This window comes from Clostridium sp. N3C (genome assembly GCF_900095445.1).
In the GTDB taxonomy this organism is placed as follows: domain Bacteria; phylum Bacillota; class Clostridia; order Clostridiales; family Clostridiaceae; genus Clostridium_AU.
Genome location: NZ_FMJL01000039.1, coordinates 12,396 through 36,967 on the forward strand (window position 1 = coordinate 12,396; position 24,572 = coordinate 36,967).

At 32.6% G+C, this 24,572-nt stretch carries 19 protein-coding genes; 3 read left to right on the top strand and 16 right to left on the bottom strand.

What is annotated here, in order from left to right:
* Nucleotides 1-16 precede the first annotated feature (16 nt).
* On the bottom strand, nt 17-2,023 hold the full coding sequence (gene cooS / locus N3C_RS10625) for an anaerobic carbon-monoxide dehydrogenase catalytic subunit (protein WP_074366010.1): 2,007 nt from the start codon (nt 2,021-2,023) through the stop codon (nt 17-19).
* 330 nt (nt 2,024-2,353) lie between these two features.
* On the opposite strand from cooS, the gene N3C_RS10630 reads away from it, so the two are divergent.
* Entirely contained in the window at nt 2,354-3,865 is a 1,512-nt protein-coding gene (locus N3C_RS10630; protein WP_074366011.1) for a methyl-accepting chemotaxis protein, read from the top strand.
* Nucleotides 3,866-4,062: 197 nt separating this feature from the next.
* Here N3C_RS10630 and N3C_RS10635 read toward each other — a convergent pair whose 3' ends face one another.
* From N3C_RS10635 to N3C_RS10670, 8 genes are all read right to left on the bottom strand, one after another.
* The gene (locus tag N3C_RS10635) at nt 4,063-5,184 is read right to left on the bottom strand and encodes an SLC13 family permease (protein WP_074366012.1); all 1,122 of its coding nucleotides are present in this window, start codon (nt 5,182-5,184) and stop codon (nt 4,063-4,065) included.
* 25 nt (nt 5,185-5,209) lie between these two features.
* Nucleotides 5,210-6,598 (bottom strand): MATE family efflux transporter, encoded by a 1,389-nt coding sequence (locus N3C_RS10640; protein ID WP_074366013.1) that lies wholly within the window; start codon nt 6,596-6,598, stop codon nt 5,210-5,212.
* 308 nt (nt 6,599-6,906) lie between these two features.
* Complete coding sequence (locus N3C_RS10645) at nt 6,907-7,239, bottom strand: hypothetical protein (RefSeq protein WP_242944087.1); 333 nt, start codon at nt 7,237-7,239, stop codon at nt 6,907-6,909.
* A gap of 141 nt (nt 7,240-7,380) precedes the next feature.
* Nucleotides 7,381-9,339, bottom strand: a complete 1,959-nt coding sequence (locus N3C_RS10650) for an MBL fold metallo-hydrolase (protein WP_074366014.1) — start codon at nt 9,337-9,339, stop codon at nt 7,381-7,383.
* Between the two features lie 35 nt (nt 9,340-9,374).
* Nucleotides 9,375-10,958 (bottom strand): hypothetical protein, encoded by a 1,584-nt coding sequence (locus tag N3C_RS10655; protein WP_074366015.1) that lies wholly within the window; start codon nt 10,956-10,958, stop codon nt 9,375-9,377.
* A complete protein-coding gene (locus N3C_RS10660) occupies nt 10,958-12,622 on the bottom strand; it encodes an Hsp70 family protein (RefSeq protein ID WP_074366016.1) in 1,665 nt (554 codons plus the stop codon). The genes N3C_RS10655 and N3C_RS10660 overlap by 1 nt, the downstream gene beginning before the upstream one ends.
* Nucleotides 12,623-12,624: 2 nt before the next feature.
* On the bottom strand, nt 12,625-13,689 hold the full coding sequence (locus N3C_RS10665) for a hypothetical protein (RefSeq protein WP_074366017.1): 1,065 nt from the start codon (nt 13,687-13,689) through the stop codon (nt 12,625-12,627).
* Nucleotides 13,690-14,161: 472 nt separating this feature from the next.
* On the bottom strand, nt 14,162-14,677 hold the full coding sequence (locus tag N3C_RS10670) for a hypothetical protein (protein ID WP_074366018.1): 516 nt from the start codon (nt 14,675-14,677) through the stop codon (nt 14,162-14,164).
* 150 nt (nt 14,678-14,827) lie between these two features.
* On the opposite strand from N3C_RS10670, the gene N3C_RS10675 reads away from it, so the two are divergent.
* On the top strand, nt 14,828-15,361 hold the full coding sequence (locus N3C_RS10675; protein WP_074366019.1) for a TetR/AcrR family transcriptional regulator: 534 nt from the start codon (nt 14,828-14,830) through the stop codon (nt 15,359-15,361).
* A 44-nt stretch (nt 15,362-15,405) separates the two neighbouring features.
* Here N3C_RS10675 and N3C_RS10680 read toward each other — a convergent pair whose 3' ends face one another.
* The 7 genes from N3C_RS10680 to N3C_RS10710 all read right to left on the bottom strand — a co-directional run bounded on the left by N3C_RS10680 (nt 15,406) and on the right by N3C_RS10710 (nt 21,808).
* The gene (locus N3C_RS10680) at nt 15,406-15,981 is read right to left on the bottom strand and encodes a hypothetical protein (protein WP_074366020.1); all 576 of its coding nucleotides are present in this window, start codon (nt 15,979-15,981) and stop codon (nt 15,406-15,408) included.
* Nucleotides 15,982-15,984: 3 nt separating this feature from the next.
* On the bottom strand, nt 15,985-16,830 hold the full coding sequence (locus tag N3C_RS10685; protein WP_074366021.1) for a metal ABC transporter permease: 846 nt from the start codon (nt 16,828-16,830) through the stop codon (nt 15,985-15,987).
* Nucleotides 16,823-17,530 carry a metal ABC transporter ATP-binding protein gene (locus N3C_RS10690; RefSeq protein WP_074366022.1) on the bottom strand — a complete coding sequence of 236 codons (708 nt, stop codon included), beginning with the start codon at nt 17,528-17,530 and terminating at the stop codon, nt 16,823-16,825. The genes N3C_RS10685 and N3C_RS10690 overlap by 8 nt, the downstream gene beginning before the upstream one ends.
* A gap of 14 nt (nt 17,531-17,544) precedes the next feature.
* Complete coding sequence (locus tag N3C_RS10695) at nt 17,545-18,537, bottom strand: metal ABC transporter substrate-binding protein (protein WP_074366027.1); 993 nt, start codon at nt 18,535-18,537, stop codon at nt 17,545-17,547.
* A gap of 362 nt (nt 18,538-18,899) precedes the next feature.
* Nucleotides 18,900-20,663, bottom strand: a complete 1,764-nt coding sequence (locus N3C_RS10700; RefSeq protein ID WP_074366023.1) for a Na/Pi cotransporter family protein — start codon at nt 20,661-20,663, stop codon at nt 18,900-18,902.
* Between the two features lie 489 nt (nt 20,664-21,152).
* Nucleotides 21,153-21,605: a M1 family aminopeptidase gene (locus tag N3C_RS10705; protein ID WP_074366024.1), complete on the bottom strand. Its 453-nt coding sequence runs from the start codon at nt 21,603-21,605 to the stop codon at nt 21,153-21,155.
* Entirely contained in the window at nt 21,575-21,808 is a 234-nt protein-coding gene (locus N3C_RS10710) for a hypothetical protein (protein ID WP_074366025.1), read from the bottom strand. The genes N3C_RS10705 and N3C_RS10710 overlap by 31 nt, the downstream gene beginning before the upstream one ends.
* A 400-nt stretch (nt 21,809-22,208) precedes the next feature.
* Between N3C_RS10710 and feoB the strand changes: the two genes are divergently transcribed.
* Nucleotides 22,209-24,545, top strand: a complete 2,337-nt coding sequence (feoB, locus tag N3C_RS10715; protein ID WP_074366026.1) for a ferrous iron transport protein B — start codon at nt 22,209-22,211, stop codon at nt 24,543-24,545.
* The last annotated feature ends 27 nt before the right edge of the window (nt 24,546-24,572 follow it).

Here is a 24,572-nt window from a genome sequence, read left to right on the forward strand (position 1 = left end):
TTTCCATTAACTACTATCAATCCCACTTTAAGGCTTTTCTTTTCTCATTTATATCTTTAATTATTCTATCTGCAAGCTTCAAGTGATCTAATTCAACCACCATTACTGAGCCCAATGTTTCTCTCGTATCTTCGAAAAGATATTTCATAACATTTTCAGACCCCTGTACCGGTGGATATACAGAATGGTAAGAGTTTATTCCCAAAAGCCTAAAACCTAAGGCCGCCGCAACTCCCTTTTCATTGGACCATTCAGGACTGGCAAAGGCAAAGGGCATATCCTTTATATCTTTTCCAGCTGCATCAGCCAACGCTCTGAAAAATGCTGAAGCCCTTGCATTGTCAAGACATTCCCCCATATGCCAAACCGGCGGTAAATCAGGCTTCAAAAATTCCTTTAAATCACTGCCGGTTTTCTCCAAGGCCTGTACATTGCAAAATCCTAGTTTCAAAAGTGAAAAGGATGCGCAACCATTTGTAAGCACCAGAATATTATTTTCAATAAGTATTTGGGCTATCTCTGTTATTGCCTTTTCATACATTACTCTTGGATTATTACATCCTACCAGATTAACAATGCCTCGAATCTTACCACTTTTTAACCCCTCTGCAATAACATCTATACTTCCAAAACGGTGTATAGCATATTCTACAGAAAATCCAATTTCCGCATCTACTTCATACTGTGGAATGAAAACTGGAACATCTCTTCTTTCCTCAAAACTTTCAATAGCTCTTTCAATAATTATTTTTGCTAATTTTTCTGTATCATTTATGTTGCTATGATGATGGTCATAACCATAATGCTCAGCACCGGGAAGTCTTCCAGAATCACTGGTTGTGACAACAGTAGTTTTAAAGCATTTTGCAACGTCCATAATTGAAGGAAATACGTCCTGAACATCTGCTACCCACAAATCAAGAGCACCAGTTCCAAGCACAATCTCTGCACCAATTGCATTTGATAAAGGAATAACGCCTCCATACCTATACATAGCTGAAAGACCAGAGCAGCATATTCCATAAAACTGTATTCCAAGGGCACCTTTTTCCCTTGCTAACTGTTGGTATTTCTCGCTTCTTCCTTGTTTAATAATTTCACTTACCAATAAGGGAGAATGTCCATGGACCGCTATATTGACATAGCCCTCCTTAAGCGCTCCCAGGTTCGCTTTTACTGTACTTCTAACCGGTAAGCCAAAGAGACTATCCATAGCTATTGAGGATCCTAAAACACTGCTCCAAGCAAAGGCAAGTCCACATCTCAAAAACTGCTTCATGATATTTTTCCAGTCTCCGTCTGTTCCAGTAGTTGTTCGGTGGAGCGCTTCAAAAACTTCATGATAAGCTCCTATAGGAAGAACGTCCAGCTCTCTCCATTTATCAATCCTTTCCTTAGTTGCAAAAGCGCTGAGAGTTTTATGATTATCTGGAACAGTTCTTGACAAATCCTCAAGGAGAATATCCGCAATTTCTACTGCCAATTTTTCAACAGACTTTCCTTCTGTGGTAAGACCTAGCTGAGTTGCTGTTTTTTTAATCTTCTCTACTCCATAAATGGGTATATTCAAAACTCCCTCTCCTGCTGCTCTAAGAGCCAACATAATTTCGCGACCTCTTGCGCCATGGGCTGCAACACCTGCTGCCACCCATCTGAGAAGATTCCTTGCAACAATCAAATCAGCATCTGCCCCACAAACTCCTCTGGGGCTTTTTTTGGTAATTCTACAGGGTCCAATGTTGCAATTCCTACAACAGACTCCTGCAATTCCAAAGTTGCAGTGTGGTTTTTGACTATCAAAACGGTCAAAGCAAGTCTCGCAACCTACTTTCTCCATATAGCCAAGCATTTCTCTTACAGCATAATCAGGAGTATTTTCCATTACATCCGCCTTTGAAGGAAAACTCTTCTTATATTCATTTACTGCCTCATTATAATCGTTAAAAGTATTTACTCTATGATGATGATTCCCTGTGTGGTCAAAATGTCTGTGATGATATCTAACCTCTTTAAGAAAAATCATAAAAACACCTCAATTCATTTCATACTTTTCGGATATGTTTAATTATATATGTCAATATGTGGCAATGTCAACAATAATTTTATATTATTCATATTTGTTTTGTCGGATTAATCCACATACATATATTTTAGGAATTTACATTAAAATCTATAAAAAGTTAATGCTATAATCATTACTATATCTTGACAATTTCTTATTTGTAATATATAGTAATTTAGAAGCAATGAGGCTTAGGCCTCATTGCTTTTTTTGATATATGATTATTTACATATTTTTTTGTATTTTTATGTCATACGCTTATTAAAGTTGATATAAAAGGAGGAAATTACAATGAGAAGCCAAAAGAATTTAAAGAAAATTTTAGAAGAAGCATTTAGCATAGAACATCATGCAAAAGAAATGCGTAATGGTAACCTAGACATAAAAATCGATACAGATCATTTCACTTTTTTAAAAGACTTAGCAGAAGATATTAATCAAATCAATAGTACCTTTAATACCTACATAGACGAGATAACCCATATATTATCTCATCTTTCAGCAGGTAATATGACCGTTTCCTTTTCAAAAGATGTACATTATATTGGAGATTTTTTACCAATTAAAGATGCTCTTTATAAAATAAGATCTTCAATGAATTCTTCATTCGAAGAGATCCATAAGCTATCCAAAGAGATGGACGCAATGAGTAATCAGGTTGAGAACAGCTCCTCCTTTTTGGCTACAAACACCACTGAGCAGGCAGCTTTGATTTCTGATCTAACCTCAACTATTTATGACATTACAGACAAGACTGTAAATAATGCAACAAATGCTCAAACAGCTGCCAAAACCGTTGAAGCTATAACAAAGGAAACTGAAATCGGTAGAAGTTATATGAAAGAACTGCTATCCTCCGTGGATAAAGTAAAATCCTCCATCGATAATATATCTAATATCATTGAATTAATAAAGGGTATTGCTGAACAGACCAGACTGTTAGCTTTAAACGCATCAATTGAAGCTGCAAGAGCTGGTGAAAACGGACAAGGTTTTTCAGTAGTTGCCAGTGAAATTAATAAGCTTGCACAAAAAAGTAGTGAAGCTGTTAAAGAAACTACACAATTAATTAATAATAGCATAACTGCAGCGGATGAAAGTGCAAAAATCACAAAAAAAACCGTAGAAAGTTTTCAAAACATACAAGATTCCATCGAAGGAGTAGCTGGTTTATGTAAAGAAATAGCAGAGCTATCTAATATACAGGCAGAAAGTCTTCAGGAAACCTCAGCAATTATTACAAATATATCAGAGGCAGTACAAAATAATGCAGCTTATGCTCAGGAAAATAGCGCAGGAGCAATGAATCTGTCAAACATATCTGATAATTTGGAGAAGGTTCTTCAACGTTTTCGTATAATTGGACAAGAAAATTTACTGGTAACTGATAAAAACAAAGAGGAGGAATTCAAAAGAGAGCTAATAAGCAAATTAGTGACAAAGCTATTTAATGCAACTACTACTCAATCTATAGATTGGATACTGGAAACAGAAATTCAATATCATAGTGATGTTGAATGTCTATATGTTATTAATGAAAATGGCAAACAATTAAGTCACACCATTATGAATCCAAAGATCATTGTAGATCAGGATGATAATTTTAAACCAGCCTTGCCGGGACAGGATTACAGCTCAAAAAAATATTTCCGACAGGCCATAAAAAATAAGCAAGAATTTTATACTTCCTCAGCATACATATCAAAAGCAACAGGAAACTTGTGTAATACAGTATCTTATGCATATCAAGCTGCTGACAATGAATGTTATGTAATTTGCATAGACCTACTATGTAAGTTTTAGAATAGCAGTAAAATAAAATCTAAATAAAAAGCTATAAAGAATTTAAAAAGGGCTTCCCGACATTACCACATCCAGCAAGGCCACCGTCAAAAGGCTAAATGTCTGGAAACCCTTAATTATATGCATTTTTATCTTATATTTGATAATCCTAAAATCAAAACTACAATCCAAACCAATCTTTCAGCTGATACAGCAACTTACATTAATAAAAAATAACATAAAATTAACAGCACCGCCAAGAAAAATACATTCAGTAAGGTAAACACTCCAAGATAAGCTCCATTATTCTTTCCTTCTGTCTTACCATAATATTTGAAAGAAATTAAACTTGCCATAGAAGCAATTATAGTTCCAAGACCTCCTAAGTTAGTACCTATAATCAGCGTTGATATGTTATCGGTAAATCCAGAAAGAAGAATAGCTGCAGGAACATTACTGATAACCTGACTAGCAAATACCGATGTAAGTAATTCTTGTCCCTGTATAACACTATTTAGCCAAAGATTGATTTCTGGAATCCGCTTCATATTGCCTATAAATACAAACAGAAAAATAAAAGTAAGTAATAGAGCATAATCTGCTTTTCCAATCATCCTTCGGTCCATAATAAAAACTACTAATAGTATCACTGCTCCTACTATATATACTGAAATTAAATGAGTTACGCTTGTCAAAGCAAAGAGAAACAATAGAAAATAAATAAAAGTCTTACCTTTTTCTCTTGCTGTCAGTGTGGTTTGAGATTGTACCTTCACCTTGATGGATTTCTTGTCCATTAGTATTACAGAAGCTATTAATAATCCAATTAAAGAAAGTATAGCATAAGGCAACATCAATGAAATGAAACCGCTCAAGGTCATACCGCTTAAGGAAAAGAGATATAAGTTCTGGGGATTGCCTATTGGAGTAAGCATACTGCCTAAATTACTTGCAATAGTCTCCAATACAATAATTCGAATCAAATACTTTTCCAGTGCTGCCATCACTAGTACATCAATGGTAAAGGGCACAAAGGTAATCAGTGCCACATCGTTGGTTATAAGCATACTAAATCCAAAACATAGCAAAATCAAAACTAATGATAAACTGCGCACATTACTTGTGTTTTTCAACATCCAAGTTCCTATCATGGAAAATAGGCCTAGCCTGCGCAATCCAGCCATAACAATCATCAAACTTAACAAAATAATTAAGGTGTGAAAATCAATATAAGTAATATATTTATTGTCCAAAGGTACAAAGAACATAGATAAAAGAGCAAGTAAGAAAGATATGCATAACACTATTTCTTTTTTCATATAATTAAAGATTGATTTCATCCTATAGTTACTCCTTTACTAATATTTAAGAACATAATTGCATTTGATTTTTTGCTATAGTTTTTAAATTTCTCTTATATTTAGAATAAACGTAATAAGAAAGTAATACAGTCAATACATCTGCCGTTACCTGGGACCAAACTATACCATACATTCCCATAAAATGATTAAGAATAAATAGCATTGGAATATTAAACACAGCCCATCTCATAATATTAAGGAACAAGGCTCTGTTGCCTTCCCCCAATCCTTGAAAGAGAAAAACCGTAAAGAAACTACAAAACATTAGTGGTGTTGCTAATACCCTTACTCTTAAGAAATTAGTTCCTAGTGCTACTGTTTGCGCTTCTGCTATAAAAACATTCATAATTGATTTAGAAAAGATTTCGTACATAATTATACTTATGGCACTTACTATTAAACCTATAGTTAGAGAATATTTAACAGTATCATCTACTCTCTTTTGCTTTTTAGCAGCATAGTTATATGCTACTATAGGCATCATAGCTTGACAAAGGCCTATACCTACATTGAGAGGTAAGCGTTCTGCCTTTAACACTATTCCTATAGCTGCCATTGCAATATCATTATAAGCAACCATTAATTTACCAATAACAATATAATCTATATCAAACAACAATGTCCCAACTGCTGATGGAATGCCAATATTAAGTATAGAAACAATACTTTTCCTTTCTGGTAGCCCTATTTTTATATTAAAACTAATTACTGACCGCTTACGAATTTTATATATTACAGCAAAAAAATAGACACAAGATATGCAATTTGATATAAATGTAGCAATACCAACAGCTAATATTTCTTGCCCTTTAGGCATAATCACAAACATAAATAAGGGATCAAGACCTATATTAATTAATCCTCCTAAAGTAATACCAATTCCTGCTTCCTTACTAATGCCAACACTACGAAGCATATTTGACATTACATTTGAAAGCACTGTTGGTATGGCACCAAGCACAATTACACAAATTGCATACTGTTTTGCATAGATAAAGGTATTTTCACTGGCACCAAGAAGATTAAGAATTGGATTCATAAATACAAGCATGCCAAAAGAAAACATAGCACTTATTAAAATTGAAAGATAGAATATAAAAGAAGATACTTTTTTTGCTTCATTCTGTCTATTTTCCCCAAGCAATCTTGATATTAGAGCACCTCCCCCAACGCCTGTAAGGCCTGAAAGAGATAAACAGATATTAAAAACAGGAAGAATCAGTGAAGCCCCTGCAACCATATAAGGATTATTGGTCTTTCCAACAAAAAAAGTATCTGCAAGATTATAAATCAAAACAATTATTTGACTGAATATGGTGGGAAGAGCCATAATTCTAATGGCTTTAAGCACCGGTAGATCTTCAAATATCTCCTTACTATTTGATTTAGACATTATCATTCCACTCCTTAAGTTTATTATCAATATGTTTTATATACTCTAACATAAAAAATCATCCTCACAACCTCATCAGTTATGACGATGTTTTATACTGAAACCTATTATTATTTTTTATTTATCAAAACTAAACTCTTTTTTAATGAGAAATATGAAGAACAGCTGAAAAATATTTGCCTTCGTAAATAATACATATCAATTCTAAACCATTAGCTTGTATTTTTCAAGGTATGGAAAATACTGCTTTCAACAAGGTCAAAAAATAAAAAAGCAGCTATAAGCCGACTTTAGATAATCATTAAGCTTTATTCCTTTTCTACAATATAAGCTTTCCCTCCTGCTGAATTAATCCTATTAATTACGCTTGAATACCCATAGTATTTCCATGCAACGCTCTCTTCAGCCACCCTCTCTTTAGTCTCCGTATCCGTATTAAGAAATACTGTTACATTTCTTTCTATCTGTGGAAAATAACAATCACATCCAAGCCATCCATGCTCACAGGGACTAAGTCCATTATCAATAGATGTAGTAGCCGCTACTGTAGTAGGTGGAAATATAGAACTGTATGCTCCTACAAAGTGTCTCTTAAAAAAACTATTCTTTTCGAGATTAGCCTCAATAATGCACTTATCCATTCCATCAAGATTTATTTACATTAATATGTTTACTTAGAGAATTTTACTTTTTAATAATTAAAACTGACAGATATTATTCCCTTACCTAAAAAGTAGCAAGGTAATTTTTATATAGAAAATTACCTTGCTACTTTTTTTATTCTATTTAAAATAATCCCGTATATAACAGTGTATTTTATAATAATCCTCTCCGAAGCCTAAACATATTTCAACAGCTCTTTTATATTTGGGATTTGCCTTTAAATATCGTATTATTTTTTTATACATAGAACTATAATCATTGAGATTATCTCCATGTTCAAGATATATTTCACCTTTTTCAATAATATCCTTGATTAAGGAAGATAAAAACTCCTCTTCTACTTCATAAACAGCATTATCTATTGAAATCTCTGTTTTTTCATTGCTATCAATAGCCTCATTGATTGTTATATCATTTTCAATATGAGATAATTCCTTATTATTAATTTCTGGCAGTATTTCCTCTGTTTCATTGACTATTCCAAGTCCATTACCGTGGATAGCCACTACATTTTTTGGTGAAAGCTCTGATATTAATTTAAATATATCCTCTTTGCTAGCATGTGCTGATAATGGTATATCTAATACAATGTTATTGTTATCAATTAATTTATTTAATACATACTCACCATAGGACTCACTATTAATGTAACCGGTCTTAATAATTGCGATTTTTTTATCAGATTCTAGAATTTCCTTAATGTAATTAGCAGATGTACTATTTTCTGAAATCATACCGGAACTAGAAAGAATAATATCTGTATGTGCATAGGCGTTAAGCTTCATTTGTTGAGAATTTATATATTTTATATTGGAATTATAAATCTTTACGTTTTTCAGTAGGTTTTCATATACGAATGAAATTTTAGCGGCTAAACCATCTATTTTAATTCTGTATTTTTCTTCATTAATTAACATTGCTATTTCTTGTGTCCTACCAATAGCAAAGGATGGAATAAATATTTTATATCCTAACTCTAAAAGGATATCAATAAAATGTTTTAAAATTTCAGCTGCATCGTTAAATGATAGAGATTTATCTTTTAAACCGTATGTAGATTCAGTTATTAGACAAGCTAATCCTAGTTCCTGTATAGGTTTATAATTCTTAATACTTTCTATGTTCATTCCTGATACAATAGGTTGATCATGTAAACTAAAGTCACCGGTATAAAAAACATTTATATTATCAAAGGTAATTACATAACCTTCAGATCCCAATATATGGCCATTTTCAAAGGCTTTTATAGTAAACTCATCGCTTTTGAATTCTGATATAGGCTTAATTAATGGAAAATTAGGTATATCTAGAGTAACTTCTTCTATTAGTTTTTTAGTATATCTATTTATAAATATTATCTCTGGAGATATTCCTGCATTAATTATATCCATTAAACTTCCATAATGGTCCAGATGAGCATGAGAAATTAGTAGCGCTTTAATATCTGAAATCTCTATGTCATTATGTTCTAAAAAATCCATAAAATCCGAAGTGGAAATATGATAACAACCATATTCATTAACTTTTGCACCGCAATCAAAAATAATAGAACCATATTCGGTTTTAAGGATGTTCATATTGTTGCCGATTTCCTTTGAGTAAGATATAACAGAATAGGACTTCTTTTCATTCATGTAAATATAGTTAAAAGATCCCTTATGTTCACTTACCCATATATTGGTCAAATTAGGTAACTCTCTTGAATTATTATTTTTTATTTTTTCTAATAAGTCTAATATTTTGTCTTCATATATCAAAGGGTTAGCTTTATTTGATTCTAAAAGGTTTAAGTAATACTTACACAAGGCTTCATTTTCAACTTTATTGTAAAGTATTGCTAAGGATGTTATTAAATAATCATAGTTATTTTTCAAGTATTCTTCTTCAATCACCTTAATTATATTATTTATTTTCTCCCTTGAAATGTTACAATGGTATGTTCCATATATAATATTTTCAAATTCTGTACAATCAGCTTCCATAGCTTTATTCAAATAAAACTGCTTTAATTGCTCATCATTAGCATTGATTATAAAACATTCTAACAGCTCTATAACAGTGGAATCATTCAAATTCAAAGAAATCCACCCCCTTTCTAAATATTTTTATTCCATTACATAGGAGGTGCTACTCTGTCCGCCTTTTGAATAAGTTTATTTACCTCTTGTATGTAAATTCTGTAATCGCTATAGTTTTCAATTGTTCCTTTAATTGAATCTAAAGTTAATAAAATGGCTTTGCTCTTTACTGTAGAATATTCTATCAAAATTCCAATTACATCCAAGCAATTTCTTATGATGGATCTGCTAAGTTTTGTAGCAATAATATATTTTATCAATTCCAAAATATTATTTACAGAATGTGTTTCATTAACAAAATTATTAGAATACTGATCGCACATATACTTTAGTAAATCAGCATAATTTATTATGTCATTTAAATCTTCTGTTTCACCAATCTTGTTCATAAGGTAATTAACGAACAAAGCAAAGCAATCTTTCCTATATCTGAAAAATTGCGCAACAGTTTCTCTACCAAGGTACTCATCTTCAGATATAATTAAATCAAATACTTGATCCATATAATATGAAAGTAACTTTTTGTCTTTACTATCAACTTCAACAAAAAGCAAGCCAAGTTTTATTCCAACTGTAAAATCTTCGTTGCTTGCCAACTCACTCCTTAAAAATCTTCGAGCTTTGGCCTTGTATATTTCATCATTTGAAAGTGCAGCCTTTTGTCCAATTGTATAATATGTTTGAGATTTTACTGAGGATTGGGGGATATTATCTATATTTTCAATAAACTTATCAATGCCTATTTTAATTACCTCTGTATCTTTAACTCCTTTGAAATAACTCAAAGTATTAGGTGATTTTTTACCAAAGTCCCATCCATTAAATAAAACATTGCTTTCCCTATTAACTCGTTTATTAAATTCAAACTTAAACTCTGGACTTAAGGAATTAAGTAAAACCCCTTTCTTGAAATTCTCAAGATTCTCTTCTGACTTCATAAATTGGGAATTCATTATAGGTTTTGTCAGCAATTTATAATTGGCTGGATTATTCATAAAGGCGCTGGATCTTACTATTTTAATCAAATACTCAACGCTTTTTTCGCTTTGTGATGTAAGTATCATATTAAGATAAGATCTTATTAAATCAATTTGCACATCCGGAAATAACCCAACTATTCGCCTATAGTTGTCCATCATAATAGAAATGTAATCCTCATAGCCTGTTTTTCCGCAGGCTTCAATTACTATCTTTAATTGTGTAGGCCATTCCCAGCCTGATGCTATATACTTTAAGGCTTGTTCTGATACTAAATATTTAGCGGTGAGGTCAACTAATGTATTCAATACCTCAACATTTCCATCAATATGGCCTTTAATGGTTCTTGAAGCATACAGCATAACTTCAGCCCCTAGGCCATCCATTTTATTCAATAGTTCCGATAATTCATCATATAATTTATCTGTACAGTTTCTAATATATTGTGTGTTATATGTATCACTAAAATCTTGAAAAATCTTAAAAAATTCCTTTGCTTCCTCTTCAGTAAATTGATTATAAAATAATCCATCAGGATTTTTCTCATTAACAACTGCACCGGTTGTATTAATAGAAAAATCATCCTTTTCTTCTAATTGTAACTTTTTAGATATCTCCTTCATTTGTTCTTGCCAATTCATTATAATTGCTCCTCCATAATTGCCGATTCAATAGTGTATTTTTCATTATTATCTTGAAAAACAATTTCAAATTTAATTTGTTTGCTTTTGTTTATATCATAGAAAACTGTGAAAGGACGCCCCACTGCTTTAGGAGTTCGGAATTTTATAGTATAAACATGATTTAACTTTCTTAATTGCCAATCATATTCATTTTTCCCTTCAAAAAGACGTATTTCCACACCATTTTGAGATTTAGTTTTAAAGGTATAATCTACTTTTTTGGCAACAGGTACAGCTTCTCCTGCTTTAATCAAAGTTAGAAGAGAACCATCTGCCATTTCCATCATAATGGAACGGGACATTTTATCATTACTTTCTTCTTCTAGTTCCGGATACTTATTCAACAATGCGGCCCCCCTTGAAACTGCAAGATAAGGCTCGTCTGGAACAATAATAGGTCTTTTTAAAAGTTCATATAACATTGCCTCAACTGGGAAACATTTAGCCATACCACCGGTTAGGAATACATAGTCTATGCTAGATGAATCTATATTACTTTCTTGAAGCATGGAAATGATTAACTCTTCCACGTTTTTATTTTTTTCTTTTTCATCTTTATTTAATGCTTTTAAACCACTGCTTTTTACTAAGGGTTTGATAATATTTATAAACTCACTTACTGTTAGATAAAATCTAATAGTTTCCCCATTAACCGTTGTATTTAACTTCCAATCATCTGCGCTGGATATTTCATCGATCCAGTTAGAATTTTCATATACCTCAGCCTTTGATGAATAATTTTCTTCTTCAATATACCAACTAATATTAGCAGATAATTTTTCTTTAGCTGCACGAGCTGCTTTCATTAATTCTATGTGGTCCTGATGGGTTAAATCCACATCATTTAAATATTTATTTTTAAGATATTCTGCTATTCTAATATCAAAATCTACTCCACCTATATTTTCACGATTTGGAACGCCTATTGAATCAAATTTAAGAGAATTATTTTTCCACAGCACATCTTCTATACAAATATCGCAGGTTCCTCCACCAATGTCTATAACAAGTATTCTCTTTTTTTCCTTTAAATTAAGACACTTATCCTCATCTCTCTTGCTCATTTCACTATGTACATAACTTAATATTGCTGCCTTTGGTTCAGGGAATAATCTCACCTTACCTAATCCAGCTTTTTTAGCTGCCGTCGCTGTAGCTTCTATTTGGTTCGTATCAAAATTAGCAGGAACAGTAACACAAACATAGGCATCACTCAATACTTGCTTTGCTCTAGAATGACTAACGGCATACTGTAAAATTATTTGAGCTATATCCGTAGGGCTATATTTTTTGTCATCTATTGTATAAACTCTTTGCTTTCCAATATCTCTTTTAGAGTTTTCTACATATCTAATAGTTTCATCTTTTGAACTAATTTCGTTTTTTAACTCCTCCGCCTCAGCACCAACAGCAATTCTTCCGTTTTCCTTGAAATAAACTATTGAAGGCAACACTTCCCTCTTTCTTATGCTATTATCACCCTTCTGACCTATCTCTTGATCTTCTAATATAATTTGTCCATTTATATCAACACGTGAAATAGCAACAGCAGTATTTGTAGTTCCTAAATCAATACCAATACATTTCCTAGTTGGATCCATTGCTACGTTATTATCTATCATATTTACTCATTCTCCTTCTTAATAATCGGTTTAATCATAGTTTCACCCATATATCTAAATCCAGGCTGATATACCGTTACTTTATCCTCCAAATTTATAACTTGATTTTTTATTGTTTCATATTTCCTTTTCTCTTCCTCTGTTATTACAAATTCTTTTCCAATCATGTGGGCTTTAACAGTTCTAATACCTGCATTTTCTAAGGCTGAAAAGAAATTTTCAAGGGTACCGGCAATGTCAGCATCCAAATTATTCTGTCGTGATAAAAGATATAATTGGCCTAAAGGATATTCATAAGCTGGATCATTAAGTGACAACAATATATCTCTCATAGCATCCTTTTTTGCATATTCAACTTTTATCTCCAAATCATGTATTCTTCCTTCAAGATATTTAATCTCATTTTCATATTTTTCTTTAGCTATATCATTATCAGCATTAATTTCTTCTATTTCAGGTATAACTTTTGCACTTTCATTCTTTTCTTCTATAATATTTTGAAATTCATTGTTTACTTGTAATTCTGATATATCATATATTTCTCTTGCAAAATTAGGATAATCCACAGCATCAAAGAACTTATAAAGTATTTCAAATGTAGCTTCAATTGCAAAATCCAATTGACTTAGTAATTCACCGCATTCATGCAAAACACCATTTGCAGATAACTTAGGTAAATACCAACTAATCATAGTAAACTGTTTTTCAGTCATAAGATTATCAATTTCTTTTTCTTGCTGAAATTTGTCATCCGATATTTTTTTCAATTGAATTATGGATAAGTTTTTATACTTTCTAGCAATTAATGATAAAAACCACAATTCAGAAGTCATCTTTTTTACAAAAGTAATATTACGTATTTTTCTCGGATTTTTTTTGCCATAGTCAAAGAATAACCTTGCTGCCCTGTAATACTCTATCTGTTCTCTTATATCTAAATCGTTAATCTTTACACTGGTATCAGATATCAAGGTCTTTGTTGCATCAAGCAAAGTTTCACTATCCTGATCAATTACTGCAGCCATTTGTATTGCATACTTTAAAAAAATCTTTTTCGAATATTCCATTTCATTTTTCCTTTCAATATGTATTTTTTGGTGCTACTAATAAGAGTTTAAGTTGTTTAGTATAAAAAAAGTTACATTAATTGGTAAGTATAAGATTATTTAATTGAATCTCTATAAAAGGATTTATATAACTAGGGGAGACAAGTTTTTAGAATCACAGCAAGATTTATTCATAGTAAATGCACCAATGTTTGAAATTATAGAACTATGAAATATCTGATTGTCGTAATAGAAAATACAACAAGATGAGAATTGTAAAGAGGAAGATGAAGAGAAACAGAGTAAATACTCCCTTGCAAAGGTCTTTTATTCCTACGATACGACTGGTAATTCTGCCATCTATCCATATATAATTTATGCCAATCCCTTTACCGTCTTTGATGTTCAATAACCGTCTTCACTCTACTTATATCTATAATATTTTAACTCTAAATTTAAAGGGTTGCAAGGTATCTTCCTTACAGCCCTCTTATCATAAATTATTGCTTTTGATCTGATATTTCAATCTTGAAAATATATCTTTTCGCATTTCTGAATTTGCAATAAATATATTAATTGTTCTCCATGGATAATAGATACAGAAGTATAAAAACATGTTCCAAGTTGGGATATTTACTTTGGTAGCAAGCCTAAGCAACTGTGTAGTTCCAAGTTTAATTACAAATAATAGCCATATAGCAATATATTTTCTGTCATGATGCATATACCATATATCATCCACTTTCTCTACAACCTTTTTCCTTCCAAGAATAACTCCCTTAGTAATAGCAATGACTAATATTATGCAAACATTAATAACTTCTGCATAACTATGAATGCCATTGTAATTTTTAAGAACTTCAAAAATCATGAGAAGCGTAATTATCAAATACATCTTAAGTCTTATCCTTCTATTTCTTAAACCACCAATCAAAACCCAGCATAAATATACAATATAAAGCCCAGTTAATACAATTGTTAGTAATGTTTTAAAATCAAATTTACTCATTTTATACCCTCCTGCAGCATAAGAAAATTATGCATCATCTGTCGCATATTTTATTATAAGATGCTATAATTAATAAAAAAGCATCAATTCATCAACAAAAGAAAGTTAAGCAACAGATTCTAGGAATATGTTGCAGAAAGGAGTGACTATATGAATAGCCTTGATGCTCGAGCACGATATACTCAAATGATGATTAGAAATGCACTGTTAACTTTATTAAAAGAAAAGAATATAGAAAAGATTACTGTGAAGGAAATATGTACGCTAGCAGGAATCAACAGAGCAACCTTTTATCGTCATTATCAAAATCAATATGAGCTTTTATCCCTTCTTCAGAACGAAATGTTGGAAAATGTTAAAAAAATAATAAATAGCCAAAAATGTGATGTTGATAAATTAATCCTACTAATGCTCCAACTGATATATGATAACAAGGAGGAATGGACTCTACTCATGGGCGATGATACTGATCCCCGCATAAAAACCAAGCTATTAAACTTTCTCAATGAATACTTGAGTCCTAAATATAAAACACAGTCCCAAATTATGAAAAATAGATTTATACTTCATGGATTTACTGGTATCTTTGATTATTGGATAAAATCCGGTATGAAAGAAAGCCCTGAGGAAATAGCTTCTTATCTTATATCCTATCGTCATGCCTTGATAAAGAAGAAAAAATAAACAGGACACTTACACAAATATGTAGATGTTATATAAACTTAATCTTAATTTATTACTTTCATACTTGCACTTTTTAGTCTACAATATAAACTTTCATCTCCCTCTTCTTTATATGTCTCAAAGTTCCCAATTATCTCTACCTCAGCTTCATCAGCAGGATATTCATCTTGATTATCACCTTCCAATACAAATTCTAATCCTTGGGCACAGCAAGCTGTTGCATCTTTTATTAGAACATAGTGATAGTATTTATGTGTAACTTCATCACAAACAGTATAATGATTACCTTTGATTTTAAAAGACTTTCCTATATACTGATCTGGATTAATCATTAATTGAAAAACTGTTGCATACACCATATTCCTATCCATTACCGTCAAATCATAATCTACTTGCTGGGACATTCCATTCTGAGAATTTTCTAAACTAAACTTTTCTCTCCAAAGATCCTGCTTTTCTTTTTTTTCTTTTTGATCTTCTGTATCTTTTACCTTGTTTTGTAAGGTTTCATCTACCGAATTATTATTGGGAACATTTTTAACACTGTATGTCTTTTTTGAGCATCCTGCCATCAAAAAAATTAAACATATTAACATTACATATCTCATCACTCTTTTCATTCTCTATATCCTCCTAATTTTAGCTATTAACGAGCAAATTAGAAATAGAGCCATATCTGCTACTACAATAGTAGAACCAACAGGAGTTGAAAATACAATTGATACTAAGATTCCAATCAAAGCACAAAAAACCGATATAAATCCTGATAAAATCACAACACCCTTAAAACTATGCATCATACGCATAGAAGAAAGTACTGGAAATATAATAAGAGCTGATATGAGTAATGAACCAACAAGATTCATTCCTAATACAATAATAATGGCAATCACAATTGCAATAATTAAATTGTATAGTTCTGCCTTCCCACCGGTAGCCTTTACAAAGTTTTCATCAAAGGTTACTGCAAAAAATCTATTATAAAATACCACAAATATTATAATTGAGATAAAAGAAAAGATGAGACACATCATAACATCTTCTTCTGTTAGTGTTAAAATTGAGGTTGATCCAAACAAAGTGGTACATACATCCCCTGATATATTAGAAGATGTGGCAAATACATTCATCACAAGATAGCCAATAGCTAAAGAACCTACCGAAAGTATGGCAATAGCAGCATCACCTTTTATTTTTGCATTTTTTCCACCTTTCAAAAGTATAATTGTGCTAATAATGGTAACAGGCATAGTTAACACTATATGATCAGCTAAATTAAGAACCGTTCCAATTGCCATAGCTCCAAAGGCCACATGTGACAAACCATCTCCAATAAAGGAATATCGTTTCAATACTAAAATTACACCTAGCAGAGAAGAGCAAAATGCTATCAATACCCCAACTATTAAGGCATACTGCACAAAGGGATATTGCAAGTAAAACCCTAATTTTGCAACTATATTATTCATTTCTTCCTCCCCTACAAAGCATCTCATAAGCTTCGCTCTTTAAATAATCTTCCTTGGATCCCCAAAACATCTGTTGCCTATCAATATGCAAAATCTTTCCAGAATAAATCAAGGCAGCATTTATATCATGAGAAACCATAATAATGGTTACTCCGTCCTCGTTTAGTTTCTTTATCAATTGATATAACTCTACTGTTACCTTTGGATCTAATCCATTAACAGGCTCATCCAGCAACAATAATTTTTTCGTTGCACAGAGAGCTCTTGCAAGAAGAACTCTCTGTTGTTGTCCACCGGATAGATTTCGATAAGATTTTTTTCTCAAATTCCAGATTCCCATCTTCTTCATATTTTCTTCTGTAATTTTCTTATGCTCTTTTCTATAAAAAGGTCTGCCCTTGCATTTTGATATATTTCCTGAAAGAACTATCTCCCATACAGAAGCAGGGAAATCCTTTTGAATTACTGTTTGTTGAGGTAAATATCCTATTTCATATGCCATAAGGCCATCACCATAAAGTATTTGACCAGATATAGGTTTTGATAAATGAAGTAGAGTTTTCATAAGTGTACTTTTCCCTGCACCATTTTTACCTATTATACAAAGGTAATCACCCTGTTCTACTGAGAAATTAATATTCTCTGTTACCACAATTCCATCATATCCAAGTTTTAGATCTTGGCAAAGAATATATGCCATAGGCACACCCCTTACTATTTCAAACTTTCAATTAGCACTTCAAGATTATTTTTCATAGCTGAAAGATATGTTGTACCTTTATCAATATCCTCTTTCGTCACGGACTGTAATGAGTTCATGACAAGTATTTTCTGATTCTTACTTTTTGTATTATTAATAATGGTTTGTGCTATTTTTTTATCTGAATTTTCAATTACAAATACTGTATTTAAATTAAGCTCATCTACTTTTTTAGCCAAAAATACTACAGTTTCAAAACTTGCTTCTGTTTCTGCACTACATCCAGAAAAAGCTGCATAATAACTTAAGTCATAATCATCTGCCAAATATCGGAATGGGAAACGGTCTCCAAACACTATTGTCTTCTTTGAAGCACCTGCTATAGCTTTTTCATATTCCTTATCTAAGTTTCTTAATTGCTGTATATAGTCTTCACTATTTCTCTGGTAAACACTTTCCTTTTCCTTATCTATCTTTTTTATTGCCTCTGCGATATTTTTCACCAGGAACTCTGCATTCTTTAAAGAAAGCCATATATGCTCATCTTTTTCATGCTCATCTTCATGTTGCTGTTCATCTCCATGTTCATCATTATCTTCCATACCTTCTACAATCTCTTCATCCTTAACACGATCTCCCAAAGCCTCAACCATATTAATTACCTGTATATCTTTATTAACCTTTTCTTTTAACGCATCTTTTACCCAGGCATCAGACTCTCCTCCTACATGGATAAATAAATCGCAATTAGCGATGGTGGCAATATCTTCTGCCGTTGGCTGATAACTATGCAAATCAACACCATTGTCTAATAAAAGTGTAACTGAAAAACTCTCACTCTTATCACCTATAATTTTCATTACCCAATCATACTGTGGAAAGGTAGTACAAACAATACTATACTTTGTATTCTTTGTATTCTTTTCTTTACTGCATCCGGCAAATAGTCCTAAGCATAAAGTAAATAACATTAAAAAAATCAATAATTTGCTTTTCGTATTAAACATAAAAACCCCCCAATCCGTATTTTGTAAATGCAAATTATTTGCAATTACTATTTTAATCCATGTAATTTCTCCAGTCAATACCAAATGCAAATTATTTGCATTTACAGAACATAATATATAATAAATGAAATATAAATTAATTTCACATTTTATTTTGCTAATATACTTAACAAAAAAGCTACTTATCATAAAAATACTATACTAAAAAAAGCAGACAATTCACCTTTACAGGTGTCATTGTCTGCTTCTTCTTAAATTTTACCTTAATACAAGAGTTGAATTAATGAATTATAATCTTGTATATCAACACTTCTTTGAATCAAAGCAATATAATTAAATACGCTCCCTCTCATAATCATAACTTAATTTTCAATTAAGTATTTTCTCGAATATTCTTCAAAATACTTAGCATAAGTTTCACTTTTTAGTTGTTTTATACTATCAATATATTTATGAGTATCAAAAGAATCTGATTCCAATGCAATCATGGTAACGGCAATATTAGAACAATGATCCGCAATACGCTCGTAATCGTTCAAAATATCGTTAAATACAAAACCAGTATTAAATGAACATAAGCCGGATTTCAGTCTATCAACATGATGGAGCTTCATTTCTCCGCAGAGATTGTCTACCAGCTCTTCTAATGGTTCAATTTTATATGCAAGCTCCAAATTGTTATTAACAAAGGCTTCAATTGCCATTGTCACAATTTCTGAGACAGCATCTCCTAACACACGGAGCTCATTGTAGGCATCGTCAGAAAAAACAATTTCTTTTTCATGGATTTCCTTAGCAGCTTTAGCAAGGTTAACAGCATGATCGGAAATACGCTCAAAGTCAGTAATAGTATGCAAAAACTTTCCAGTGCTCTCATTTTGCTCATCGTTTAGTTCTTTGCTTGTAACTTTCAAAAGATATGTTCCTAGTCTATCCTCATATCGATCCACCATATCTTCAATCAACTGAACCTGTTCATAATTGTCATGATCGAATTTATGTATCAGTCCAAATGAAATAAACAGATTTTCTTTTGCCTTGATAGCCATATCATTGATTGCCTTTCGACATTGCTCGATAGCGAGGGCTGGATGGTCTACAAAGCGTTCCTCTAATGGTTCTAGCTGCTCCTTTTCTTTTTTACTTCTACCGCTGGAGCGAATAATCTTCTTAGAAATTAACTCCAACTGTCTATACAATGGGAACAGAACCAAAACCACAGCAAGACGATAAATACTGTTAAGAGCAGCTACAGTGGTCATTGTCATAGTTTCCTTCATGAAAGAAAAACTTAAAAAAGCATTGAGTCCGTAGAATATAGTTGCGCTGAGAACCACACCAAGAAAGTTGCTGGTCAAATAAGCCAAGGCAGTACGCTTTCCATCGGTTGTTGCCCCTACTGCAGATAACAGAACTGGAACAGAGGCTCCAATAGCAATACCCATGATAAGTGGAAGCGCCATATCAAATGTAACCGCTCCTGTCATGGCCAAAGCCTGTAAAATTCCCACAGCTGCGGAAGCACTTTGTAGGATGCTTGTAAAAGCAATACCAACAAGAATACCCAGTATAGGATTAGAAAATTTTGTCAAAACATTTATGAATACTTCACTATCCTTCAATGGCGCTACAGCACCACTCATAGCTGACATACCAAACATCAAAATGGCAAAGCCAAGCATTATGTCTCCAAGATGGTTTTGGAAACGATTTTTGGTAAACATACGAAAATAAATACCAAACAATGCAGTAATACAGGTTAACGTACTTGTAGAGAATAAAGCAAGCCATCCTGAAGCAGAATCGTTTCCGGACAGACAGATAACCCAGCCTGTGATACTAGTACCAAAAATTGCTCCAAGCACAATAGGAATAGCCTGCCTAAGCTTCATAATACCGGAATTTACAAAACCAACAACCATAACAGATGTTGCTGATGAAGATTGAATTACTGTGGTAATTCCAGCTCCAAACAGGAGTCCCTTTATTGGTTTACCCGTAAGTTTGAATAAAATAACCTCCAACTTATTTCCAGCTACCTGTTTTAAGCCTTCTCCCATAAGTGTCATACCGAACAGGAACAGAGCTATGCCGGTAATTAATTCAATAATATTTGAAATGCTCATGTATTTCCCTTCCTTATAAAATATATTTATCTGATCTGTATCAGGTGGATAATTTTAAACCCTATACATGTATCCAGATACATACCCACTAAGCCAAATTACTTCTGTATCCATATCACCTATTGTCAAAACGCTCAATATCCACCATACTCAATAAGTTTGAGTAAACACATAAAATATACCATAGTACTTCACAATATATGATAATAGTACTGTGGCATTTTCGTCAACACTTTTCGTCATCGACTGACTTTTTATTTTACAAATTTTGAGCAATTCATTTCCTGCGTTATTTATATTAGGACTGATATACTGTCAAATCAGCTTAAATTGTATAAGAGATTTATTGGCAAACATTTCCTCAATTAAATTATTATACTTCTGTAATCTTAAGCATAACTTAAAATTTTTATTTTATGAGATAAAAAATAAGGTTTTCAGCAGTCAGTAATTATTAATGAAAGTCTGAAAACCTTATTTAAAGATAATTTATGTATTCAAAAACTTATCTAACATTTCCTTTGCTTTATCATTAATTGCTTCACTAATTACTTCATAAAGCAATTCTGTATGATCAACTTTTCTAGAATAAACCTCACCCAATAATTTCTGGAATGCTTCCATTCCAACCTGTTTTTCTAATTCACTTAGGATAACAGGACCTTTCTTATAAAGAAGGGCGTGAGCATTACTAGCACTTCTATCTATATTTTTAATTGGCGCAAAATCTTTAGTTTCTTTTTTATACATATCAATAAATTCATTAAATTTATCTTCTCCATATACTACTCTTATTGCTAAAAGAGCTGAATACTCGGCAAAGGATTCATTCAACCAGTCTTCCCAACTATCATGTATGCCATTACGCCACCATAAATGTCCTAACTCATGTCCAATATGTTTAAAATATTCTATTTCATCTTCATAGTACTCATTTGCCATAAGTACAATTTAGCCGTATCTTTACCTACTTCATATCTAAACTTTTTATCACATGTAATTTCTTCTATTTCAAGATTTCTATGTATATAAAAATGTAATTCCTTTTCATTTTCTCCCTTGTAACAGTATGTCATCTTTGCTTTGCAAGCTAAAAAATGATTTGAAGGTTCAAGTTTTAAATCAATATCATATTTAGTATACATCGTTAAAACTTATCTCCTAACTATGAATTTATACTTATCTTTCAACACTTATTTAAAACAAAGCAATATTAATAAAAAATGTCTTATGCCATACGATTAAAATTATCATATTTTGCTTATATCATATACTTTATTTTACATCAATATAAATATGTTGTGAAACAGTTAACATAAAACACTAATATCCATAAAAAATAATTTAATTTACTATACTAAAAAAATTAAATGATTAATCCACAATATTGACACAAATCGATAGTATAACCCAAATTATGTCATATTCTTTTTGACAAGTTGTATCAGATAGCATAAAATAATGTTTGCTAGATACTATTTAAATGTAGCTTATAAAAATTCTATCATCAGTACCTACCAGAAGAATAAAGGAAGAAGGAGTAATATGACACTAAAAGAGTTGAAAATCGGAAAAACCGCCATCATCACTAAAGTCAACGGTGAAGGTGCTTTACGTCAACACCTTCTGGATATGGGTGTAATCCCCGGTGCAGAGATCACCATAGTCAAATATGCACCGATGGGTGATCCTGTAGAAGTTACAATTCACGGTTATTCATTAACTTTACGTTTGGAAGATGCAGCAAAAATTGAGGTTAAATCGGTGTCAGAGCCTATGGAAAAAATAAATAAGAAAAGGCTCAATGGGAAGACAGTTCATCCAAGTTTCGGTGAATACGGAAAGTTTCATCCTGAGGGCAACAGAACACCCTTGCCGGAGGGAACAACACTAACTTTTGCACTAGTTGGTAATCAGAACTGTGGCAAGACTACCCTTTTTAATCAGCTTACCGGTTCTAATCAACACGTGGGCAATTTTCCAGGCGTTACCGTTGACCGCAAAGACGGAGTTATCAAAGGACATCCAAATACTTTAGTTACGGATCTACCTGGAATTTACTCAATGTCTCCCTATAGCAACGAGGAGATTGTGTCTCGTAATTTCGTTTTAAATGAAAAACCAAAAGCTATCATCAACATAGTGGATGCTACTAACATAGAGAGAAATTTATATCTTACTATGCAACTACTAGAAATGAATGTGCCTATGGTGATAGCCCTAAATATGATGGACGAATTAAGTGCAAACGGTGGAACCATAGACGTAAACACCATGGAAGCTATGCTAGGTGTTCCTGTAATACCTATTTCTGCAGCAAAAAATCAAGGAATAGGGGAACTTGTAAGCCATGCCATCCATGTGGCAAAATATCAAGAAACTCCTCTCCATCAGGATTTTTGTGATAAAAATGACCAAGGTGGTGCCGTTCATCGCTGTCTCCATAGCATCTGCCACCTTATTGAAGATCATGCCCAAAGTGCTAATCTTCCACTTCGCTTTGCTGCAAGCAAGGTGATTGAAGGCGATTCTTTGGTTATATCCCAGCTTATGCTGGATGAGAACGAAAAGGACACAATGGAGCATATAGTTTCCCAAATGGAAAAAGAGCGTGGACTTGACAGAAGTGCAGCCATTGCGGATATGCGATATGCTTTCATAAATAAGGTTTGTGACCTTTCCGTGATAAAGCCTAAAAAAAGTAAAGAAAGCATACGAAGTGAAAAAATTGATAAAATTCTTACAGGCAAATGGTCAGCGATTCCAATATTTATTTTAATCATGGGAGCTGTTTTCTGGCTCACCTTTGACGTTATTGGAGGTACCCTTCAAGGTTGGTTAGAACTTGGGATAGACGCACTGACAAATCTTGTGGATAAGGGATTAACTGCAATTAACGTAAACGATGTTCTGCATGAACTTATTATTGATGGTATTTTTGCAGGAGTAGGAACAGTTTTAAGTTTTCTTCCTATTATTGTTACGCTGTTCTTCTTTCTTTCTCTCCTTGAGGACAGCGGCTATATAGCTAGGGTTGCCTTTTTTATGGACAAACTACTTCGTAAGATTGGACTTTCTGGAAGAAGTATAGTACCTATGCTAATCGGATTTGGTTGTACCGTTCCAGCAGTTATGTCTACTCGTACATTACCAAGTGAAAGGGATAGAAAAATGACAATACTGCTCACTCCCTTTATGAGTTGTACAGCAAAACTGCCCATATATGCCTTTTTCGTTGATGCTTTCTTTCCAAAATACAAAACACTTATAATGGTCAGTCTTTATTTTCTAAGCATTATCGTTGGTATTCTGGTTGCCCTGCTATTTAAGGGTACACTATTCAAGGGTGAGGCAGTGCCCTTCGTTATGGAATTACCTAATTACCGCATGCCAAGCTCCCGAAATGTGGGACAACTTCTTTGGGAAAAGGCCAAAGACTTTTTACAGAGAGCTTTTACTATCATTTTCCTCGCTACTGTTGCCATTTGGCTCCTGCAGAGCTTTGATCAACATTTCAATCTGGTTGAAAATCAGCAAGACAGTATCCTTGCCATTGTAGCAGGATGGCTCACAGTAATTATGAAGCCTCTTGGACTTGGAGACTGGAGAATATGTACATCCTTAATTAGTGGATTTATGGCAAAGGAAAGCGTTGTATCTACTATTGAAATACTCTTTGGTCAAGATATAACTACAATAATGACCTCAGCTACCGCAGCGACGCTCTTAGTATTCTCACTGCTCTACACTCCCTGTGTAGCAGCCATTGCTTCAATTAGAAGAGAACTTGGTAGAAAGTGGGCCTTCGGCGTAGTTCTTTGGCAGTGTTTCATTGCCTGGTGTGCTGCTTTGATTGTACACATTATTGCTATTATGATTTAGATACATCTTATAAATAAATATAATAAA